This window comes from Monashia sp. HAY1-2A (assembly GCF_056755315.1).
Genome location: NZ_JBNDHY010000099.1, coordinates 1 through 17,007, shown reverse-complemented (window position 1 = coordinate 17,007; position 17,007 = coordinate 1). Strand labels below are relative to the sequence as shown.

General features: G+C 74.6%; 17 protein-coding genes, 1 pseudogene and 1 riboswitch. Of the genes and pseudogenes, 12 read left to right on the top strand and 6 right to left on the bottom strand.

Annotated elements, in window-relative coordinates; genetic code table 11:
• The 3 genes and pseudogenes from ACPYOM_RS14805 to ACPYOM_RS14795 all read right to left on the bottom strand — a co-directional run.
• Positions 1 to 875, bottom strand: a pseudogene (locus ACPYOM_RS14805) (hypothetical protein); the annotation flags it as partial.
• Between the two features lie 242 nt (positions 876 to 1,117).
• Positions 1,118 to 2,236: a hypothetical protein gene (locus ACPYOM_RS14800; RefSeq protein ID WP_481346546.1), complete on the bottom strand. Its 1,119-nt coding sequence runs from the start codon at positions 2,234 to 2,236 to the stop codon at positions 1,118 to 1,120.
• A 1-nt stretch (position 2,237) separates the two neighbouring features.
• Positions 2,238 to 2,801, bottom strand: a complete 564-nt coding sequence (locus ACPYOM_RS14795) for a hypothetical protein (RefSeq protein WP_481346545.1) — start codon at positions 2,799 to 2,801, stop codon at positions 2,238 to 2,240.
• Positions 2,802 to 3,057: 256 nt separating this feature from the next.
• Between ACPYOM_RS14795 and ACPYOM_RS14790 the strand changes: the two genes are divergently transcribed.
• On the top strand, positions 3,058 to 3,762 hold the full coding sequence (locus tag ACPYOM_RS14790; RefSeq protein WP_481346544.1) for a hypothetical protein: 705 nt from the start codon (positions 3,058 to 3,060) through the stop codon (positions 3,760 to 3,762).
• Positions 3,763 to 3,784: 22 nt separating this feature from the next.
• Here the strand turns inward: ACPYOM_RS14790 and ACPYOM_RS14785 are convergent, their stop codons facing one another.
• Positions 3,785 to 5,284 (bottom strand): MFS transporter, encoded by a 1,500-nt coding sequence (locus tag ACPYOM_RS14785; RefSeq protein WP_481346543.1) that lies wholly within the window; start codon positions 5,282 to 5,284, stop codon positions 3,785 to 3,787.
• Between the two features lie 37 nt (positions 5,285 to 5,321).
• Here ACPYOM_RS14785 and ACPYOM_RS14780 point away from each other — a divergent pair, with 37 nt between their 5' ends.
• From ACPYOM_RS14780 to ACPYOM_RS14765, 4 genes are all read left to right on the top strand, one after another.
• Entirely contained in the window at positions 5,322 to 6,314 is a 993-nt protein-coding gene (locus tag ACPYOM_RS14780; RefSeq protein ID WP_481346542.1) for a pirin family protein, read from the top strand.
• Positions 6,315 to 6,385: 71 nt separating this feature from the next.
• The gene (locus ACPYOM_RS14775) at positions 6,386 to 7,402 is read left to right on the top strand and encodes a zinc-dependent alcohol dehydrogenase family protein (protein WP_481343874.1); all 1,017 of its coding nucleotides are present in this window, start codon (positions 6,386 to 6,388) and stop codon (positions 7,400 to 7,402) included.
• Positions 7,403 to 7,621: 219 nt separating this feature from the next.
• Positions 7,622 to 8,008, top strand: a complete 387-nt coding sequence (locus ACPYOM_RS14770; protein WP_481343873.1) for an iron chaperone — start codon at positions 7,622 to 7,624, stop codon at positions 8,006 to 8,008.
• A 282-nt stretch (positions 8,009 to 8,290) separates the two neighbouring features.
• A riboswitch (cyclic di-AMP (ydaO/yuaA leader) is annotated at positions 8,291 to 8,474 on the top strand.
• Entirely contained in the window at positions 8,474 to 9,325 is an 852-nt protein-coding gene (locus ACPYOM_RS14765; RefSeq protein ID WP_481346541.1) for a CHAP domain-containing protein, read from the top strand. It overlaps the preceding riboswitch by 1 nt.
• Before the next feature lie 127 nt (positions 9,326 to 9,452).
• On the opposite strand, the gene ACPYOM_RS14760 is transcribed toward ACPYOM_RS14765, so the two are convergent.
• On the bottom strand, positions 9,453 to 10,010 hold the full coding sequence (locus ACPYOM_RS14760) for an N-acetyltransferase family protein (RefSeq protein ID WP_481346540.1): 558 nt from the start codon (positions 10,008 to 10,010) through the stop codon (positions 9,453 to 9,455).
• 98 nt (positions 10,011 to 10,108) lie between these two features.
• Here ACPYOM_RS14760 and ACPYOM_RS14755 point away from each other — a divergent pair, with 98 nt between their 5' ends.
• From ACPYOM_RS14755 to ACPYOM_RS14730, 6 genes are read left to right on the top strand one after another with little or no spacing between them, the layout of a single operon-like run.
• On the top strand, positions 10,109 to 11,026 hold the full coding sequence (locus tag ACPYOM_RS14755; RefSeq protein ID WP_481346539.1) for a S1C family serine protease: 918 nt from the start codon (positions 10,109 to 10,111) through the stop codon (positions 11,024 to 11,026).
• Positions 11,027 to 11,065: 39 nt separating this feature from the next.
• A complete protein-coding gene (locus ACPYOM_RS14750; protein WP_481346538.1) occupies positions 11,066 to 12,139 on the top strand; it encodes an AAA family ATPase in 1,074 nt (357 codons plus the stop codon).
• Positions 12,118 to 13,116 (top strand): DUF58 domain-containing protein, encoded by a 999-nt coding sequence (locus ACPYOM_RS14745; protein ID WP_481346537.1) that lies wholly within the window; start codon positions 12,118 to 12,120, stop codon positions 13,114 to 13,116. The genes ACPYOM_RS14750 and ACPYOM_RS14745 overlap by 22 nt, the downstream gene beginning before the upstream one ends.
• Positions 13,113 to 14,093 (top strand): VWA domain-containing protein, encoded by a 981-nt coding sequence (locus ACPYOM_RS14740; protein WP_481346536.1) that lies wholly within the window; start codon positions 13,113 to 13,115, stop codon positions 14,091 to 14,093. Before ACPYOM_RS14745 ends, ACPYOM_RS14740 begins: the two co-directional genes overlap by 4 nt.
• Positions 14,094 to 15,242, top strand: coding sequence for a VWA domain-containing protein (locus ACPYOM_RS14735; protein WP_481346535.1), 1,149 nt, complete (start codon positions 14,094 to 14,096; stop codon positions 15,240 to 15,242).
• 24 nt (positions 15,243 to 15,266) lie between these two features.
• Positions 15,267 to 15,800 carry a DUF4440 domain-containing protein gene (locus tag ACPYOM_RS14730; protein WP_481346534.1) on the top strand — a complete coding sequence of 178 codons (534 nt, stop codon included), beginning with the start codon at positions 15,267 to 15,269 and terminating at the stop codon, positions 15,798 to 15,800.
• On the opposite strand, the gene ACPYOM_RS14725 is transcribed toward ACPYOM_RS14730, so the two are convergent.
• Positions 15,775 to 16,245, bottom strand: coding sequence for a phage tail protein (locus ACPYOM_RS14725; RefSeq protein ID WP_481343320.1), 471 nt, complete (start codon positions 16,243 to 16,245; stop codon positions 15,775 to 15,777). The genes ACPYOM_RS14730 and ACPYOM_RS14725 overlap by 26 nt on opposite strands.
• Before the next feature lie 99 nt (positions 16,246 to 16,344).
• Here ACPYOM_RS14725 and ACPYOM_RS14720 point away from each other — a divergent pair.
• On the top strand, positions 16,345 to 17,007 hold a 663-nt coding region (locus ACPYOM_RS14720), incomplete at its 3' end, for a winged helix DNA-binding domain-containing protein (RefSeq protein WP_481346533.1).

Here is a 17,007-nt window from a genome sequence, read left to right as displayed (position 1 = left end):
TGCTCCGTGGTCCCGGCCGCCGGTCCGTCCTCGCCCCTGGAGCGACGCAGCAGCATCCGGATGCCGCGCTCGCGCCCTCCGCGTTCGCCCGGACCTCGCCCCGGACGGCCGTCCTGCGCAGGGTCCGGGCGAACGGACGCCTCGGACCGGTCGGCGGCGCTGGCGACGAGCGCGGGCGTCATGAGCTCGGTCAGGGCCGCGGCCACGTCACCGCCGAGCCGGAACCGGACCCGGAACCCCGACGGGTGGGCGACGATGCGCAGCAGCGGCGACAACCGGACCGTCGAGACCGCCGCGCTCGTGGCCGCCCGGTCGACCACCGGCAGCGGTGCCCGCAGCCTCGAGTCGAGGACGGCAGCCGGGTCCGCGCCGACGGGCGTGCCCTCGAGCGCCGCCAGCGCGTGGCCGCCGTCGAGGGCCGAGGCGTCGAAGGCGTCGAACGCGCCACGGGGTCGGTAGTACTCGCGCCCCGAGCGCTTGTACACCCCCGACCCGCGCGCCGCACCACGGAAGGCGGCACCCGCCGAGCTGCCGTACGTGCCACCGCCGGCCGGGCCACCGGACCCCGGGCTCGCACGCATCGAGCTGCCGTAGCCGCCGTGCACGGCACCGCCCCGGCGTCCGCGCTCGGGAAACAGGGCCGCGAGCGAGACCGTCGACTGGGCCGCCACCGTCGCGACGGGGAAGGAGACCTGGGACAGGCGGCCCAGGTCACGCACGCCGCGCGGTACGTCCGGTTCGCCGTCCATCGTCCAGAACGTCCAGCGCACCGGCGGATCCGGCCATTCCGGTTCGGGCAGCCAGTCGTCCGCCGGCACCCACGAGGTCGGCGGCGCCGGCCACCCCGGCGGCGGGTTGAAACGTACGGTCAGCACAGGGCCCCCTAGACCCTGCCTCGTCACCCGCCCCCACGGGAACCGAGACATCGCCCGGCACGCCACCGAGGCCGGTTGCCTGTACGTGCCGTTCGCAGCGTAACGCCGTCACGGGTTCCGTTGCAGCGGAGGGCAGTCCGGGTTCCGGACGTGTCCCGATGTGTCCCGATGTGTCCCGCCGACGTCTCCGTCGCCGGGCCCCGCCGATGTCCCTGTCGTGTCCACCGGGCGGCCGAGAGCGGTCAGCCGGCGGAGCCCTCGACCGCACCGCCGAGGACGGCGTCGACGGCTTCGTCCTCGAGCGCGGCGACGCACGCGCCGACGACCGCCTCGATGTCCGCCTCCGGCTCGAGCGGGGCCAGGTCGTTGGTCGCTCCCTCGAAGCGCATCGGCCGGGCGGCGGCGCTGACGAGCAGGGGCAACGGGTCGGCCGAGGCCGGCCGCAGCGTCACGGCCTCGCGGCTCAGGCTGCCGAGGTAGACCGGCTCGAGGCCGGTGCCGCCCTCGGTCGGGCGGACGACGAGGACGTGGACGTCGTCGGCGGCGACGGCGACGCTGATCGCGTGGCGTGCCGTCGCGAGGGCGAGCGAGGCGAGGCCGCCGAGGTAGACGGCGTTGCGCTCGGCGGGCGTTCGGCGGCGCAGCATCGGTCGCCCGTTGCCCGACAGGCCCGGGCCGCGCTCGCCGACGATGTCCGGACGCGGGTAGCGGGCGACCACGGTGACGTAACCGCGCGCGCCGTCCTCGGACCAGCCGGCGTCGATGCAGGTGCACGTCCCGCCGCCCGCGGCGAACTCCGCGTCGAGCTCGGCGATGACGGTGACCCGGTCGTTGCGGGCGAGGTCGGCCCACCGGTCCTCGAGGGCCGTGGCGCGGTGCTGCCCGACGACGGCGTGGGACACCTCGGCGGCGGCGGCGAACGCGTCGGCCTGCACCTCGGCGTCCTGGCGAGCGGCCGAACGCGCCGAGAACCGGAACACCGGCACCGGCCGGCGCGCGGCGCGCAGGGCCCTGCGGTACAGGTCCTTGCGCTCGTGGCCCTGGAGCGGTCCGACCGGCTCGGGCTCCGGACGGCGCCGGGGGGTGTGGGTCTGGAGGTGGAGCGAGGCGAGCGTCGTCTCGACCTCGGTCAGGGCGTTGACGTCGCTGCCGCGCTGCGCGGCCAGCGCCCGCACGGCGAGCGCGTCGAGCGACACCGGGGGGACGCCGGACGTGCCGCGCGACCCGACGCCGGTGCCCATCCAGCCGCCGGGGCCCGCGAGGGGGTCGGTGGAGGAGGCACCGGCGGCGAGCGACGCGCGCAGGCCGGACGCCGTGGAGCCGAGCCGCACCTCGGGTGCGACCCTGATCTGCGGCTCCACGTCAGACGTCCACCCTGCTGACCGGGAACCGGAGGCCGTCGACGGCCCACGCGTCCTCGGGTGCCGGACGCGCCGCGGGACGCGGAGGCGTCACGGGTGCGGCCGGCGCGGGCAGGGTCTCGTTCTCGGGGACCGGCGTGGCCACGACCGTGGTGGTGGGAGCCACCCCGGGCTGGGCCACGCGCTCGGACGCCCGGAGCCGGGCGAGCCAGGTGCCGCGGTCCGTGCCGTAGGCCGCCACGACGGACCGGGGAGGGGCACCCAGTCGCGGCGGACGCGGCTCGAACCGCCGTGCACCACCCGGCCCGGCTGGCCCGGCTGGGCCGGCTGCGCCGACGGCGTCGATGGCATCGATGGCACTGACCGCACGCGACCCCACGGGGAGGCCGGCGAGCACGTCGCCGACCAGACCGCTGCTCGCGACCCGACGCGGGTCGACGACCGTCCAGAACTCCCAGTCCTCGGGTGGCACAGGCCAGCTGGGGTCGGGCATCCAGTCGTCACCGGGCGCCCATGCTGCGGGCGGAGCCGGCCATCCGGGTGGGGTGTTGAAGCGCACGGACATGGTCATCCCCTTTGAACGCGAACCTCGGAGCACCCCCGTGCTCCACTCCCTCTTGGCGAAAGGTACGACGCCGGACAGCGCCTCCGTCGCGAAATGGACAAAACCCACCTTTCGGGAGGCGCTCCCCGCCGGCTGCGCCCGGCCCGCAGCGCCGTCGCCGCGAACTCGCCGCGCCGGGGCGGCTCAGGGGTCGCTCGGGGACGGCTCGGGGTCGACCCCGATGGGCAGGACCCGTCCGGGACCCCACGCTGGGAGCATGACGACGACCCTCCGCTCCCGCCCCGTCACCCTCGGGGTTCCGGGCGCCGACCGCACCCCTCCGGTCGCCCGCACCGTGCCCGCGCCGCTGCCCGCCCGGGGTCGGGTGCTCGCGTTCGTCGCACCCCTCGCCCTGTTCGTCCACGGCATCGTCGCGTGGGTGCTCGGCCTCGGGTCCCCCGCCGCCACGGGCATCGACGGCGCGGTCGCCGGCAGCGACACCGGCAGCGACACCGGCACCGTCTCCCTCGCGCTCGGGGCGAGCCTCGACGGGGCGGACGTGGACCGGCTCGCGCCCGTGGCGTCGGGACTGACGCTCGTCGTCGCCGCCGCCGCGTTCTGCTGGCTCGTCGCGGCGCTGGGCACACGCCTCGAGCACCTGCGGATCGGCGTCCCGGCCACGGCCCTCGCCGCGTTCGGCGCCGGCGCCACGGGCGCGGTGTGGCTCGGCCAGGCGGTCGGGCTGCTCGGTTCGACCCTGCCCGTCGCCCTCGTCGTCGGCGGCCCGGTGCTCGTCGCCGTCGGCCTGGCCGCGGTGCTCGCGGCCCTGACCCTCGAGGGACGCCTGCCGGTGGGGTCGGCGGCGCTGGCAGCCGTCGGAGCCGTCGCCATCGCGGTGCCGTGGGGCCTGCTGCCGCTCGGGGCGCTCCTGCTGCTCATCGCGCTCGGCCCGCTGACGCGTCCGACCGCGCTCCCCGCCTGACCGACCCGGCCCTCCTCGTCGGTCAGGGGGTGCGGGTCCCACGGAGGGCGCGGACGGTGCGGACGAGCAGGACGAGGGCGACGAGCTGGCTGACCGCGACGACGGCGACGAGCCAGGGCAGCGACCGGTCGTAGAGCCAGCCGGACACGAGGCCGCCGACCACGGCGAAGGCGCCCTGGACGCCGGCGAAGACGCCGTACGCGGTGGCCCGCCTCGGCGCCTCGACGACCTCGGCGACGAGCGCCTTGACCGTCGAGTCCTGGACGCCGTACGCCAGTCCCCACACTGCGACGCCGACGAGCGCGAGGGTCAGGGAGCCGGTGAGCGCGAGCGGAGGCACGAGCGCGACGAGCACCGGTACCGCGAAGAGCACCGCCCCGCCGAACCGGTCGTACCCGACGCCGACACCGAGGGCCGCGAGCGCCTCGACGCCCATCGCCCCGGCGTAGACCACCGGCACGGTGGCCACGGGCACGAGACCGGCGACGGTGAGGTGGTAGCCGATGAGGCCGAACGTCACGAGGCCGGCGGTCGTCAGGCCCGCGGCGAGCGCGTACCGGAAGAACGAGGGCGGCAGACCCGCGCCGACGGCGTCCGCGAACCAGCCGCGCACGCCGCCGACGGGTTGTCGAGGACGCGTACCGTCGGCAGGCACCGACGGGTCGGCAGGCGTGTGGCCGTCCTTCGCGTCCGTCACCGACGCGGCGGCGAGTACGGCGTCGGCCGCGAGCGCCTCGGTGGGCGCGACCGCGTCGGTCGTCCCGGCGTCGATGGTCCCGACGTCTGACTGGGCGTCGGTGCTCGACGTGTCGGTGGTCGCAGCGGGAGGCGCGGTGTCGGTCGGCTGGGGGTCGTACACGGCCGGGTCGGGCACCCGCGCCCGCATGACGGCGAGCAGAACCATGGCGGCGAGGCCGGGGACGGCGAGCACGAGCAGGCCCGGCCAGATCGCGCCGGCGGCCGCGACCACTCCGGCCACGAGCAGCGGGCCCGCGAACGCGCCCACCTGGTCGAGGGCCTTGTGGACCCCGAAGCCACGTCCGCGCCCCACCGCGGTGGCCACGTGGGCGAGCAGGGCCGACTTGGACGGGCTGCGCACCGCCTTGCCGGCGCGCTCGAGCAGGATGAGCACCGCGGCGAGGACGAGTCCGGCGCCGCCGACGAACGGTGCCACGGCGAGCAGCGGCACGCAGACCGCGGTGAGGCCGTAGCCGGCGATCGTCAGGCCCCAGTAGCGGCCGGTGCGGTCGGCGAGGGGACCGAAGACGAGACGCAGGGCCAGCGCCATCGCCTCGCCGGCCCCGGTGACGAGCCCGACGACGACCGCGCCCGCGCCGAGCGAGGCGAGCAGCGGGCCGTACATCGACCGGGCGCCCTCGTAGACCATGTCGGCGGCGAGGCTGACGAACCCGAACCACCACACCACCCGCCACGCGGACCAGCGCGGCGCCCGCGTCGGGGACGCGGCGGACGACGGGACCGGCGAGGCGTCGGGTCGGGCCGGTCGGAGGGGTTCGGTCATGGTGGGCAAGGTAGCAACGGCGGCCTAGCCTGATCCGGTGAGCAACCCCGACCGCAACCCCGACGAGGTCACCTGCGAGAGCCGCGACACCGGCGGCCACGACCCCGTCGTGCTCCCCTACCGCGACGTGCCCCTCGGCGGGCCGCGGGCGATGCCGGTGCGCCGCAGCCTCCCCCAGCGTGAGCGCTCGCTCATCGGGGCCTGGTGCTTCGTCGACCACTACGGGCCCGACGACGTGTCGGCGACAGGAGGCATGGTCGTGCCGGGTCACCCGCACACCGGCCTGCAGACGGTGTCGTGGCTCTTCTCGGGTGAGGTCGAGCACCGCGACACCACCGGCGCGCACGCCTTCGTCCGCCCGGGCGAGCTCAACCTCATGACGGCCGGCAACGGCATCGCCCACTCCGAGTACTCGACGCCGGCCACGACGACGCTGCACGGCGCGCAGCTGTGGGTGGCGCTGCCCGAGGCGAGCCGGTTCACCGCGCCGGGCTTCGAGCACTACGCGCCGGCGGCGACCGACGTCGACGGCTGCCGCGTCCTCGTGTTCCTCGGCACCCTGTTCGGGCAGACCTCACCGGTGACGATGCACTCGCCGCTCGTCGGCGCCGAGGTGACCCTGCCGGCCGGGCGCTCGCTCGAGGTCGACCTGGACGTGGCGTACGAGCACGGGTTCCTCTGCGACACAGGCACGCTCACGGTGCAGGGCGCGACGGCCAAGCCGGGCGAGATCGTCTTCCTGCCGGCCGGAGCCCAGCGCGTGACGCTGACCGCGGGCGACGACGCCACGCGCCTGCTCGTCCTCGGCGGGACACCCTTCGGCGAGCAGATCGTCATGTGGTGGAACTTCATCGGCCGCAGCCACGACGAGGTCGTCGGCTTCCGCGAGCAGTGGCAGCGCGAGCGCGAGGCCGCTGCACGCGGCGAGGCGGTTGACGCGTCCGCCCGCTACGGCACCTTCCCCGACGCGTGGGACCACACGCTCCCCGCGCCCGGGCTGCCCAACCTGCGCCTGCGTTCCCGCGGCTGAGCGCAGGGTAAGGCCCGCGCCGTCGTCGAGTGGCTTTGCCACGTGCGGGCGGCCGGACGAGGATGGCGCCCATGCGCGCGACGACGATCCACGGCCCCGGCGACATCCGTCTGTCCGAGGTCGCCGACCCCACCATCGAGGCCCCGACCGACGCGATCGTGCGCGTCACGGCGGGCTGCATCTGCGGCTCCGACCTGTGGCCCTACCGCGGCGAGAACCCGATCCGCGTGGGCGCCACCATCGGTCACGAGGCCGTCGGCGTCGTCGAGGAGGTCGGCGCGCAGGTCCGGGAGGTCAGGCCCGGCGACTTCGTCGTCATCCCGTTCTGCCACTGCGACAACACCTGCCCGGACTGTCTCGCCGGTGTGCAGTCCGCGTGCCCGAACGCCGACGGCACCGCGAGCGGCCAGGCCGAGCTGACCCGCGTCACGCAGGCCGACGGCAGCCTCGTCAAGACCGACGGGATGCCCGACGAGAAGTACCTGCCCTCGCTGCTGGCGCTGTCCGACGTCATGGCCACCGGCTGGCACGCCGCCGTCGCCGCGAAGGTGACGCCCGGCTCCACGGTCGTCGTCGTCGGTGACGGCGCGGTCGGCCTCTGCGGCGTCATCGCCGCCCAGCAGCTCGGCGCCGAGCGGATCGTCGCGATGTCGCGGCACGAGCCGCGACAGGCCCTGGCCCGCGACTTCGGCGCGACGCACGTCGTGGCCGAGCGCGGCGAGGAGGCCGTCGCGGCGGTGAAGGACCTCACCGGCGGCGTCGGGGCCGACGCCGTGCTCGAGTGCGTCGGCACGCACCAGGCCATGGACACCGCCTTCGACGTCGCGCGGGCCGGGTCGACCGTCGGCTTCGTCGGCGTCCCGCACGGGGTCGAGCTGCCCGTGCGCCGGATGTTCTCCCGGAACATCGGGCTCGCCGGCGGCGTCGCCCCGGTGCGCCGCTACCTGCCGGACCTCCTGGACCGGGTGCTGTCCGGGCGCATCGACCCCGGCAAGGTCTTCGACCTGACGCTGCCGCTCGACGAGGTGGCCGAGGGCTACCGCGCCATGGACGAGCGACGCGCCGTCAAGGTGCTCCTGCAGCCGTGAGCCGCCTTCCCTGACGCGCTGCGCGCGGGCGCTCCCGCCTGACGCGGACGGCGCCTCGGGCCAACGGGATTCGCCGGACGATCCGGCCTCTCCACGCATCTGTCGCTTTGCTCCGGTTTGGCGCCGAATGGCGAGGTTCCTTTGCACTGACCCCTTTGGGCCAATAAAGTCGCAGTGATCCCGCCCGACAAACCGGTCCGGAGACAGTGAGGACCAGGATTGGCCCCCAGATTCGCGTCCGTCGATGACTACATCGCCTCCTATCCCGAGGAGACGCGAACTCAGCTCGCGAGGGTTCGTACGGCGGTGCGCACGGCGGTGCCCGACGCCAGCGAGAAGATCAGCTACGGCATGGCGACCTTCACCCTCGACGGCAAGCCGTTGCTGTACTTCGCCGGGTGGAAGAACCACGTCGGGGTCTACCCCGTCCCGAGCGGTGACGAGGCGTTCGAGGAGGCCATCCGGCCCTACCGTCGCGCCAAGGACACCGTGCGTTTTCCGATCACCCGTCCCGTGCCCCTCGACCTCGTCGCGACGATCGCCCGCCTGTGCGTCAGACGCCGCGCGGAGCGCGAGCAGGACGAGGACGAGATCCAGTCCGGTTGAGGGCGTGACGACGCCGGGCGACAGACGGACCGCGCCCGGCGGTGCGTATACCCCGGAGCGGGGCCGACGTACCGGAAACCCGACCGGTGGGTCTGTGACCCATGTCTCACTCCCCGGGCGGTATGCCGCCGGTAAAGCGGGAGCAACCGGTCGTTCAAGGGCACACCCGGCGCGTCACCGTTACCTCGGCGTGACATTGCCCGGTTGATTCGTCTACAGTTCCGGGAGTCCGGCCACCAGGCCGGACACGCGCGAGGTGGACCGCCTAGTCCTGTCACCGCCTCGTTCGTGACGACAAACCTTGTGACAGGAGCGGAGGAACCACGCGTTTCTCCGGGCGTCCGGCACCACGACTCCGGACGTCCTTGGGGTGAAGTACCCATCCGGGCCGCAGCTGGCACGGGAGGGCACCGGGCACCTTTCCGCCCGAACCCGACAGCTAACTTCGTAGGCGCGGAGAGGTACATGACGACTGAGAACACCCGCGGGCGCCACCGTGCGCCGGGACGACACAACCCCCTCAACGAACTCAAGCTTCTCGCCCGTGAGTCGGCCCAGCCGGCGATGAAGGGCGCCGCGATCGTCGCGGCAACCGGTGGCCTCGTCGCCACCTTCGCGAACCCGGCCAGCGCCGACGAGGCGAAGCCGGCCAACGGTGCGGTCGCCGCCCTCGGCAACGCTGCCGCCGTCGGCCCGGCGACCACTCCCGCCGTGGCTCCCGCGACGGCCCTGTCCAAGATCGGCTTCCAGCCCCAGGTGCAGCAGGCCGTCGCCCAGCGCACCGCCACGGCCAAGCCGACCGTCATCGAGGACCTCGTCGTCGAGAAGGCCCGCCAGGCCGCCGCGGAGCGCAAGGCCGCGGCCGAGCGCGCCTCGCGCGACGCGTCCCGCCGGTCCCTGACGACGAGCACGATCTCGACCAAGGCGACGAGCAACGCCTCGGTCCCGAGCGCCTCGTCCGGCATGCGCGCCTCGTCGAACTGGGCCACCCCGGGCCAGTGCACGTGGGGCGCTCTCAACAAGTGGTACCAGTCCGAGGGCTACTACCCCGGTGGCTGGACCGGCAACGCCATGGAGTGGGCCTCCGGCGCCGCCTCCGCCGGCTACACCGTGAGCGGCACGCCGCGCACGCGCTCCATCGTCGTCATGCAGCCCGGCGTCCACGGCTCCTCGAGCGTCGGCCACGTCGCCTGGGTCACGGCCGTCAACGGCAACGAGGTCACCATCGTCGAGATGAACGCCCTCGCCGGCCCGTACAACTACAACACCCGCACCGTCACCGACATCTCGGGGATGCAGTACATCTACGCACCGTGACCTGACCGGTGCGCCCGCGGGATGAGGGCGGGGACGACCACGTGTCGTCCCCGCCCTCATTGCATGCCGGGGCGTGCGGGGCCGGAGGCCGAGGGTGCCTGACGGGACCCGGGGCCGGCCGTGGCTTTCAGCGCGGCTCGGGGGGCGGCTCGGGGCCCGCGTGCGGCTCGCCGAGGAGCCGCTGCACCCATGCGACGTCGTGCCACGCGCCGTGCTTCCAGCCCACCCGCCGGAAGGTGCCCACCGGCTCGAACCCCAGCGACGCGTGGAGCCGGTTGCTCGCCTCGTTGGGCTGGGCGATGCCGGCGGCCGCCATCCGGTAGCCGCGCGCGGTGAGCCGCTCGAGCAGCGCCAGGTAGAGCGCCCGCCCGCCGCCGCGCCCCCGCCGCTCCAGGTCGAGGTAGACGGAGACCTCGCAGGCCCAGCGGTAGGCCGGGCGCGTCTTGAACGGACCGGCGTACGCGTAGCCGAGGATCCGTCCCGCCTCCTCGAGGACGAGCCAGGCGTGCGTGGCGCGGGCGGCCTCGATGCGCGCAGCGACCGCGTCCTCGGTCGGTGGCTCGAGCTCGAAGGTGATCGCGGTGTCGAGGACGTACGGCCGGTAGATGCGCGCGCAGGCCGCGGCGTCGGCGGGCGTGGCGTCGCGGACGACCACGGCGAGGGGAGGGGTCGCGTCGGTCGGCATGGTGGCGATCGTAGGGGCCCGGGCCCGCGCTGGCCGCGCTCCTGTGAAGGGTGCACAGACCCCTGCCGGTCGGTGGGTGCGGAACGTAGAGTCGAGTGGTGGCACGGGTCACCGATCCGCCGAAGGTGCATCCGGCCGGCGCCGTCGGTGCCGCGCCGTCGACCCCCGCGCCCGGTGGCGGGTCGGAGCCGGCTTCCCCGCCCGAGCCGCCGCGCCGGTCCGGCCCCCTGCGGTCGTTGCCCCGACGCGTCTGGGCGGTCGTGGTCGTCGTCCTCCTCGTGGCCGCAGCGGGGCTCGCCTTCGGGCTGACCCATCAGTCCGGTCCGCCCCCGCCGACGCAGCGGGACGTCGACGCCAGCGTCCGGCGCAGCCTCGAGGCGTACGCCGAGGACCAGGCCGCGCGGCCCCCGGACGCCAGCCTCGCCCACCGCGCCATCGAGCCCTCGCTCGTCCTCGTCACGACGCTCACCCCGACCCGGACCGGCGTGGAGCGCGGCACGGGGGCCGGCGTCGTCGTCAACGACGACGGCACGGTGCTGACCGCCGACCACGTCGTGGCGGGCGCGACCGGCATCACCGTCCAGTTCGCCGACGGCACGAGCTCGCCGGCGACGGTGGGGACGCGCCGGCCGGAGAACGACATCGCGACCCTGACGCCGGCGCGCCTGCCGGCCACCGTCGTCCCGGCCGTGCTCGGGGGCCGGGTGCAGGTCGGCGTCCCGGTCTTCGCCGTGGGGCACCCGCTCGGGCTGACCGACTCTCTCTCGGCCGGGGTCGTGTCGGCCCTCGACCGCACCGTCACCGTGCCCGGCGGCAGGCAGCTGCGCCACCTCATCCAGTTCGACGCCGCCGTCAACCCGGGCAACTCCGGCGGGCCGCTGCTCGACCGGGCCGGGCACGTCGTCGGCATCGTCACGGGCCTGGCCAACCCCACCGATCAGACGCTGTTCGTCGGCATCGGCTTCGCCGTGCCCATCGCCACGGCCGGCGGCGCCGCCGGCAGCCCGCCGCACTGAGCGCCGGGTACGAGCACCAGCCCACCACGGGGAGAAGCCATGGACGACCCGACGCACGTCGCTCCCGACGTCGACACCGCCGCCGACCACCGGCTGCTCGAGCAGGCGCTCTACGAGGTCAAGCGGACCATCGTCGGGCAGGACGTGCTCCTCGAGCGGATGGTCGTGGCGCTCCTCGCCCGCGGTCACCTGCTCGTCGAGGGCGTTCCCGGCCTGGCCAAGACGATGGCCATCAAGACGCTCGCGGCGACGGTGGGCGGCCAGTTCCAGCGCATCCAGTTCACGCCCGACCTCGTGCCGGCCGACCTCGTCGGCACGCGCATCTGGAACCAGCGCGACGGCGAGTTCCAGGTGTCGCTCGGTCCGGTCTTCGCCAACCTCGTGCTCGCCGACGAGGTCAACCGTGCGCCGGCCAAGGTGCAGAGCGCGCTGCTGGAGGTCATGCAGGAGCGGCAGGTGACGATCGGCCGCCAGACCTACCCGGCGCCGGACCCCTTCCTCGTCATGGCGACCCAGAACCCCATCGAGTCGGAGGGCACGTACCAGCTGCCCGAGGCCCAGGTCGACCGCTTCATGCTCAAGGTCCTCATCGGGTACCCCTCCGCCGCAGAGGAGTTCGTCGTCGTCGAGCGGCAGATCGGGGCGGCGGTGCGGACGGCGCAGGTGCTGGACCCGGACGTGCTGCGGCGGTTCCAGCAGGAGGTCGACGAGGTGTACGTCGACCCGGCGGTCATCGAGTACGCCGTGCACCTCGCGTCGGCGACGCGCGACCCGGCCTCGGTCGGGCGCGACGACCTGTCCCGTCTCCTGACGTACGGGGCCAGCCCCCGCGCGTCCATCAACCTCGTCCTCGCGGCCCGGGCCCTGGCCTTCCTGCGCGGGCGTGACTTCGCGCTGCCGTCCGACGTGCACGAGCTCGCGCACGACGTGCTGCGGCACCGCGTCGTGCTGTCGTACGAGGCGCTGGCCGAGGACCTGTCGCCCGACGAGGTGCTCGCCCCCGTCGTCGCTGCGGTCCCCGTGCCGACGGCACCGACGCGCGAGGCCCCCACGGGGACAGGCGTCCCCGTCGGTGGCGTGGAGGACACGTCGTGGGCGCGGCCCCAGCACTGACGCCGGAGCGCCTGCTCCGCCGGCTCGAGTGGCGCGTGGTGCGCCGGCTCGACGGGCTGCTCCAGGGGGACTACCGCAGCCTCTTCACGGGGTCCGGGCTCGACTTCACGGACCTGCGCGAGTACGAGCCCGGCGACGACCTGCGGCACGTCGAGTGGAACGTCACCGCGCGCCTCGACGAGCCGTGGGTGCGGGAGTACGTCGAGGAGCGCGAGGTGACGGCGTGGCTGCTCCTCGACGCGTCGCGGTCGATGGGCTTCGGCGCCGCAGGCCGCAACAAGGACCTCGTCGTGGCCGAGCTCGCCACGACGCTCGCCCACGTCCTGACCCGTGGGGGCAGCCGCGTCGGGGCGGTCATCGTCGACGCGGGCGTCGAGGCGGTCGTGCCACCGGGGTCGGGGCGCACCCAGGTGCTGCGGATCGCCACGGCGCTGCTCGACCGGCGGGCGGCGCACGAGGCGGCCGACGCGGCGGCCGCCGCCCCGAGCCGGCGTCGATGGACGCTGGCTCGCCCCGTCCGCCCGTTCCGACCGGCACGTCCGGCCCCTCCCGGCCTCACCGACCTCGGCGGCGGCCTGCGCGCGCTGGCCGGCCTGGCGCGCCGGCGGTCGATGGTCGTCGTCGTCAGCGACCTCGTCAGCGCGCCGGGGTGGGATGCCGAGCTCGGCCGGCTCGCACGGCGGCACGACGTCGTCGTGCTGCGGGTCAGCGACCCCCGCGAGCACGACCTGCCGAACGTGGGCACGGTGTACGTCGAGGACCCCGAGACCGGCGAGCAGATCGTCGTCGACACCGACGACGCGGCCTTCCGGGCGCGGGTGCGGCAGGTGGCCGACGAGCGCCGGGCCGAGCTGGAGCGGGTGACGCGTCGGGCCGGGGCCGACCTGCACCACGTGTCGACGGAGGAGGACCTCGTGCGGGTGCTCGTGCGCGTGGCCGCCTTGCGGCGCAGGCGGATCGGAGCACGTCGACCATGACGCTGACCTGGCCGTGGATGGTGGCGGGACTCGCGCTCCTGCCGCTGCTCGTCGTGGCGTACCGGCGGCTGCTGGCCGCGCGGGCCGCGCGGCTTCGGGCCATGGCCGCGGAGGGCTTCGTGCTCGTGGAACGGCGCGACCGCCTGCGCCACCTGGGGCCGGTGCTGCTGCTCGCCGCCCTGGCCCTGCTCGTCGTCGCGCTGACGCGACCGGTGGCGGCCGTGGCCGAGCCGCACCGCGAGGGCACCGTCGTGCTGGCCTTCGACGTGTCGAACAGCATGGCGGCCACCGACGTCAAGCCGACGCGGCTCGAGGCGGCCAAGGCGGCCGCACGCGGCTTCGTGGAGAAGCAGCCGCCGAGCGTGCGCATCGCCGTCGTCGCGTTCGGCGGCAGCGGCGTCGTGGCACAACGTCCGACGGACGACCGGTCGGCGGTGCTCGCCGCGATCGCGCGACTGACGCCGCAGGGCGACACGTCGCTGGCCGGTGGCATCCTCGGCGGCCTGAGCGCCATCGCCGGCAAGCCGGTGCGCCCGCCGACCGACACCGAGAACGGCGCGACGGACGAGACCCCGATCGGCTACTTCGGCGGCACGGCGATCGTCCTGCTCACCGACGGCGAGAACACGTCCGGCGCCGACCCGAACGACCTGGCCGACCTCGCCTCGGCCGCCGGGGTGCGCATCGACCCGGTGGGGCTCGGGACGCCTGCGGGCACGGTCATCGACGTGGACGGGTTCAGCATCGCGACCGCACTGGACGAGTCGGTGCTGCGCGAGGTGGCCGACACGACCGGCGGGACCTACCGGCGCGCGTCGGACGTCGCCACCCTCGCGGCCGTCTACGACTCGATCCAGCTGCAGTGGACGACCCGGTCGGTGCCGCACGAGATCACCTCGCTCGTGGCGGCGGTGGCGGCGCTGCTGCTGCTCGCCGGGACGGCCGTGACGGTGCTCCGGCAGGGTCGGGTGGTCTAGGTGTCGTTCGGCCAGCCGCTGCTGCTCCTCGTCCTCGTCGCCGTCCCCGCACTGCTCGCGGCCTACGCCTGGCAGCTGCGCCGACGGCGTCGGGAGGCGGTGCCGTTCCCGGACGTCGCCCTGCTTCGGGCGGCAGGGGCGTCCACCCGGTCGTGGCGTCGGCACGTGCCGGTGGCGCTCGTGCTGGGCGCGCTGGCGCTGCTGGGCCTCGCCGGTGCGCGCCCGACCGTCGAGGCGGACGTGCCGACGTCGAGCTCGACGGTCATCATCGCGCTCGACGTCTCCGGGTCGATGTGCGCGACCGACGTGACGCCCAACCGGCTCAGCGCGGCCCAGGCGGCCGTGCGGGAGTTCGTCCGCCGGCAGGACGGTGACGCGAAGGTCGGGCTTGTCGTGTTCTCCGGGTTCGCACAGCTCGCCGTGCCGCCGACCGACGACCGGGACGCGCTGCTCGAGGCGATCGACGAGGTGACGACCGGACGCGGCACGACGATCGGCGCTGCCATCCTGCGCTCCATCGACGCCATCGCGGAGCTCGACCCGACCGTGCCGCCGAGCGACCCGGTGGCCGAACCGGCGACGGACGGTCCCGGGACGGCCGACGCAACTCCGCCGACCGGCTCGCCGTCCTCCGGCGAGGGCTCCGGGGGCGACGCCCGGGCCGCGGCCCGCGGGGCGCCGGCGCCCGAGATCGTCGTCCTGCTCACCGACGGAGCCAACACCCGCGGAGTCACCCCGAGGCAGGCGGCCGAGCAGGCGGCGGCCCGCGGCGTCCGCGTCTACCCGATCGGGTTCGGCACCCGGAACCCGACGCGGCTCGCGTGCACGCTCGACCAGTACGGCGGGCTGCCCGGGCCCGGCTTCGGCCCCAACGTCGGTGGCGGCTTCGGCGGGTCCCGCGTCGGCGACATCGGCGGTCGCAACTTCCTCGTCGTCGACGAGGCAGCCTTGCGCGACGTCGCCGAGACCACGGGCGGCGAGTACTTCGCGGCGCAGGACGCCGAGTCGCTGGCGCAGGTCCTCGGCAACCTGCCCAAGCACGTGACGGTCACGCACGAGGCCGTCGACCTCAGCTCCGCCTTCGCCGGGCTCGCCGCCCTGGTGCTCGTCGTCGGCGCCTGGCTCTCCCTGCGCCGTGCGACCGCCTGAGGGCCTACCCGCTAGCGTTCGGGCGTGGGCACCGAAGGGCAGCAGCCAGTTCCCGTCTTCGACGTCGACGTCGACGCCGACCGGATGGCCGTGCAGGCCGTCGTCGAGGCGTTCCTCGACGCGTTCCGCTCCGGCCCCGAGGCGACGCAGCGCCTCGACCGGCTGCGCCGGCTGTTCCTCCCGCAAGCGGTCGTCGTCCGCACCTGCGGCGCGGACCTCGGCGTGCACGACGTCGAGTCGTTCATCGCCCCTCGGGAGGCCCTGCTGACCGGCGGGGTCCTCGTCGACTTCCACGAGTGGTCGCTCGGCGGGCGCGTCGACGTCTTCGGTGACATCGCGGCCTGGTTCGGGGCCTACGCCAAGGAGGGCGTCCACGACGGCGAGCCGACCGCCGGGCGCGGGATGAAGTCGGTGCAGCTGGTCCGGACGCGCGAGGGCTGGCGGATCAGTGCCGTCGCATGGGACGACGAGCGCCCGGGCCTCACGCTGCCGGCAGGCTCCCCAGGGGTAGGGAGGGCACCACGGCCCCTCGTCAGGGGGTCGGGTACTCGCCCTTGACGACGAAGTAGGACCCGCGGATCGTCCCGGCGAGCTTCGACTTCTGCCGCGCGAACTTGAAGCTCGAGAGCTCCTCGGGGACATCCATCCCGTCACACAGCTTGAACCCGACGGCGCGCTTGCCGCCGTCCGCGAGCGTGTACATGACGTTGATCGACAGGCCCGACTCGTAGAACACGTAGGACATCCGCATGCCGTCGACCTCGAACGTCGTGGCCTCCAGCGCCGGGGACGCGATGACGAGGCCGCGCTCCTCCCTCAGGATGCGGGCGACGTAGTCGACGACCTCCGTCGCCTCGCTCGCCGGGTGCACCGTGAAGGTGTGGTCGTACTTGTTCCGGTAGTACCGCGCCTCGTTCGCACGCACCCCCGCGAGCGCCTCCGCGTGCGGTGACGACTCGAGACCCACCGTGGAGACGTCCGTGAAGTCGACGGCGTAGGGCATGACCACCTCCGGAAGCAGGGCCTGGTTCCCACGAGGCTAGTCCCCGCCGCCGGTCGGGAGCCTGACACCGCGTCGGTAGTTCGGTCTAGGGTCGGCCGCATGGCGGTGCGGCAGGGGACCACGGAGCTGACCATCGAGCAGGCACGACGCGTGGCGATCCACGCCCAGCTGCTCGACCTGCCGCGCCCGACCGACCTGCTCGCGGTCGTCGACCGGCTGACGCTGCTCCAGATCGACCCCACCGCGGCGATCGCACCGAGCGCCGACCTCGTCCTGTGGTCCCGGCTCGGTTCGGCCTACCGGCCCGAGCAGCTCACGCAGGCGCTCGAGGAGCGCCGGCTCCACGAGACCGTCGCCTACGTCCGGCCGCCCGGCGACGTCGCGGCGGTCGTGGCCGAGTGGGTCGGACGTGAGTTCCACCCGTCGATCCTCGAGTGGCTCGAGGCCAACGAGCAGTTCCGGCAGGACATCCTCGACCGTCTGGAGAAGGCGGGCCCCCTGCTCTCGCGCGACATCCCCGACACGAGCGCGGTGCCGTGGCCCTCGAGCGGCTGGACCAACAACCGCAACGTCACCAAGATGCTCGAGTCGATGGCCCGCCGCGGGCAGGTCGCCATCGCCGGCCGCAAGGGACGGCAGCGCTACTTCGACCTCCCGGAGCGGGTCTACGGCGGTCCGCTCGAGCGGCTGACGCCCGACGAGGCCACCCGCATCCGCAACGAGCGCCGTCTCGCGGCCCTCGGCATCGCGCGGGCGACCGGA